Here is a 4,325-nt window from a genome sequence, read left to right on the forward strand (position 1 = left end):
GCATCCACGGTTTCATATAACCAGCCTTGACTGCCATAGGTGCGCGACATTAAGCGTCCTTCGACATTGATATCGGTGGTTAACCCGTTATAGGTGTATAGGGACTCTAGTCCACCGGAGCGCCCATTAGGAATGGTGCGTCTGCCGGGTCTATCGAGTGCATCAAACTCACTGAACTCGGTATAGTCTGCCGCCGTGCCATTACCATAGGGTGTCGATTCACGAGTTAAGCGCCCGAGCGCATCATAATGCTTATCCTGATACTGATAGCCCCCATCAAAGCCTTGGGTTGCCGTACGCAGTAAACGACCTTGGCCGTCAAAATATTGCTCCGTTTCAGGCATACCTGCGCCGCTGGTGCGAGTCATCACCACAGGAATATTGTCGTTGTTCTGGGGCGGATTATTACCCTCATTGGCGAGTAAATAGCGCAAATAGCGGGTTGGACTGCCCGTCTGTTTGACCTGCACTGGACGACCGATACCATCGTACTCGGTTTGAGTGATGATATTGTTGGGCGCTATCACTTTAGCGGGGAGCCCTAGCCCCATATCGTATTCGGTGGTGGTGATATGGCCCTTGGCATTGGTGACCTTGTAAGGCAGATAACCATCGTCAGCCTGAGTTGTGCCATCTTTGGTGTAGGTAAAACTGGTTTGCCTTGCCGCCATGGCAATACACGTACTGCTTTGTCCTGTGGTTTTAGCCCACAGTGGCAGACCGTAACTGTTTAATCCGGTTTCTTCGACGCGATTGCAACTACTATTACTGCCGGTATAAGTCACTTTAGTGGGTAACTTATGATTGCCATCCCAAGTATTGACCGTTTGCAATTGCCACTGTGCCTTATCCATCGTGCCGACGGGGTCATCTCCCCAGTTGCGCTGCGCAGTATTGTGGCTCGTGTTTATCCAGTTGAACTTATTGAGTCACCAATTATTAATATCGGGCACATAACCAGTTTTCGTGACACTGGTATAGGTATTCGCCTGACCCTTTATGTAATCTGTCACCGTTTGAGTTTGCTTTTTAATATTGCCCGATGAATCAACATCACTGGCATTCACTTGCACTTCTTGTGTAGATAAAGCAATGCCCTGTAAATCCCAGCTTTGCTGTAGCGAGCGGGTTTGAATATTGTGGAATACTTTATTAATCGAGTGCTGCGGATTATCTGCCCAAGTGTTCGTCACTTGGTTAACGGTAGTCGAGCCCACGCTGACCGTTTGTTCAGTTAGCAGTCCCACCTCAGGAAACTTCTGCTTGAAGACGCTATGCACTGTCTTATCCCGCTGCATATTCTTTTCCCAGATTTGATTAAATCCGGTAAAGCCACGTCCTTGCAGGTTGTACATCGCGCCTTTATAGGCATATTGGGTTTCATTTTCGCCACCCTGTCCGTTGCTTTGCTTGAAGGATTGCACCACATACATACTGGAGGCGAAATGGACATAACCGGAACCAACCTCATTGTGGTCTGTAGTATAAAGCTTAGCTTGGTCCGCACTGCCTTCTCCGGTTGACAGTGGGCGATAACGCCATTCGCTACGATTACCTAGACCGTCAGTAACGGCTTGCAGGTAATCTGTAGCAGCATAATCGTTGGTAGTTTGTCCGTTACCAGAGCCATAGTTACGGCTGAGGTAAGCGCCATAGCGCGTGCCCCACATGCTTGAACCCGGGTTTTGTATCCACGTTTCGTTAAACTGTCCTGTGCCAGGCACGCGTGGCCCATAGGTTGTGAGCATATCAACCAGACCATCCCCAAATGTATCCACCAAGCGGGATTCATGGGCAGAGCCGTAATATGGGGTGGATTGCTTTACCAAGCCCCAGCGGCCATCGGCTTGCAACACGAATTTAATTGCATCGTATTGATAAATCGAATCATCAAAATCTGAACTGGCAATCGGTTTGCTGGGAACCGTATTAAAACTGTTTACAGGCATATCCCCATAGAGCGCATCGCCACAGAGCGTCCTTTTAATCCCGCTGCCCGAAGTCCCACCGGGAAACATCACATAGGCACAACCTGTAATCACCCTCTTCCCTGGAAGTAATATCTCCTCAATACCGTCTAAATCGATGTCAGCCGTTTGCATGCTGTCAAAGTATTGGGGGTAAATCACATCCATAGGCTCTTGCGCCGTGACCACCACATAATGAAAACGCTCTTTCAAATGCAGATTGCCCGCAAATGCCATCCAAGGGGCAAACGTGGCGCGTCCTTGATTAAGTTCATAACCAATCACGCGGTCATTATTTACCATTCGCCAAGAAATAATGTCCGCTAATCCATCACCATTAATATCAATCAGCTTTTGGAAAAAATGAAAACCATCCCCAGTATGGAATGGATAAGTTGGAGCACTTGACCATTGCACACTCCATTGTTGCGGTGTGCTGTTATTTAAGATGAAACTTCGCAACACGGGGACAGGGGCATTCGCCGCACCACTGCCGCCCAAGCTTGACACCACAAAATCCACCATCCCATTGCCATCAATATCACCCGCCATAGTGACATCAACTTCAGGTCTTGCTGGCCAACTTCCCAGTTTGGGGTCTATTGCGGTCTCATGGATTAATTGAAAGGAATTCGCGGAATAAGGCGTTGATGCGTTACCCGTATTTAAATAAGCTCGCCAATAGCCTTTACCGCTCACAACAGTAAAGACCATCAGGTCAACATACCCATCTCCGTTGAGGTCTATCGCACTCATTAGTCTATCAGGGCTTGGAAAGCGATTCGGATTAAAAGGGATACCCGTTGACATATACGAAGCTGACCCTGATGCAGATAATTGAATATGTAAGATGTTGTTGATGGATTTAAAGGGGTCGACTTTACCGTCATGGTCCGCATCGAATGCAACACAAATCCAACCATCGGAGACATAATCGTTGTAGCAAGCTTTCTCATGGGTAAAACCATTTTGACCCAGCATGTCCTGCTCTGCATTTGAGTCATATCCAGGGAAATCGGTGGAACCATCACCATTAGCATCGCCATGCGGGGTCACTTTATTAATGTCCAACTCACCTGAAAATACCGCTTGCCCACCAATAAGGAGTTCATCGGCCTTAACTGTCGATGCGCTATCGCGCCAAGTCAGTTGAGTTTGCGGTGTGCAGTGCCCTAATGCATCACACTGCGCTAGCGCTCGTAATAAATGGCGCCCGCTAGCCAGACTCAGTTGATAATCAAACTGATATTGATGAACTAATTGTCCTCCTGCACCATTGACCTTAAGCTCTGATAACAAACGAGTACTGGTTGTTAGCCCTCCGGCCAGATAACTTTTACGCTTGTCAGTCCGAGGCTGATAATAAAATGTGATATTCCTATCACCTAATGCGCCCAAACCACCTGTATATAAAATCTGGCTAAGAAGATGCTCACCCGCCACGCTCGTATCGTATTGATAATCGATGGTATTAGCGCCATTGGAATAAGACTCCTGGGTCACCTTCCAACTGAGTGCAGTGCTTAAGCCGCTTGGCACAAAGCGACTATTAGCGTTTGCGCCATAGGTAGCTCGACTACCATCAGGTTTATAGACGGTAAAACTGCTGTTACTGTCATTAATATTGCCGTGCTGTACCACTTTAGCGAAGGAATCCATCTCAGTGCGATATTCAGCATTGCTTGCCCCATAACTGCCACTCACGACAATTAAACGCTGCCCGTCAAGACACAACCTATCGGTCGAGGCATTAAAGGTGACCGCACGGGTAAAACCATCTTGCGCAAAGGTTGCACCACAGCGACTAATACTTGAACCGGCATTGAGTGACCAACCCACACCTAAAATGCCATTCCCCCTTGGGAGTTATAGCTAAGCGATATCGAAGGTTGAACGCCATTGCGCCCCGGTGGTAAATCGATGGGAATGTGATAACTTGCTTGACCACCCGATACGCTGGCTTGCCCCTTAACCGCTGCGGCATTTAAGTCAACACCTTCTGCGGGCTCAATATCGCTGCCACCCGCATCAGCAACCGTTACCCGAGATAAATTTTTCCAGTCGCTACCAAGTACGGGCAACGTAACCTGAGTATTACTGGATAATTTCCAAGTGCTACAAGCGGTAGCGCAAGCGCGAACCTGATATTGATAAGTACCAGAAGCAAGCCCCGATAATGCATAACTGGTGGCCGTACCAGAATATTTCGCAACCCAGGCACCACCGTTAACGCGCTGCTGTAATTCATAACGTGTAGCGCCACTGACGCTAGACCAAGTCACATTGAAGGCACCTGTTGCGTTAGTTGCTGGAACAGATATTGATGTCGGGGCCGATGGTGTTGTTGGTATAGAAGGG

Annotated in this window: 2 protein-coding genes and 1 pseudogene; all 3 read right to left on the reverse strand. The window is 48.2% G+C overall.

From position 1 onward, the window contains the following. Positions 1–854 (reverse strand): annotated as a pseudogene (locus tag B5P39_RS25115) (hypothetical protein); the annotation flags it as partial. A 75-nt stretch (positions 855–929) separates the two neighbouring features. Then, entirely contained in the window at positions 930–3,806 is a 2,877-nt protein-coding gene (locus tag B5P39_RS24155) for a toxin TcdB middle/N-terminal domain-containing protein (protein ID WP_254915863.1), read from the reverse strand. A 2-nt stretch (positions 3,807–3,808) separates the two neighbouring features. Beyond that, positions 3,809–4,325: SpvB/TcaC N-terminal domain-containing protein (locus B5P39_RS25120; RefSeq protein ID WP_254915864.1), on the reverse strand; the 517-nt coding region annotated here is incomplete at its 5' end.

Origin of the sequence: Shewanella sp. Shew256, from assembly GCF_002196695.1 — a bacterium.
GTDB lineage: Bacteria > Pseudomonadota > Gammaproteobacteria > Enterobacterales > Shewanellaceae > Shewanella > Shewanella mangrovisoli.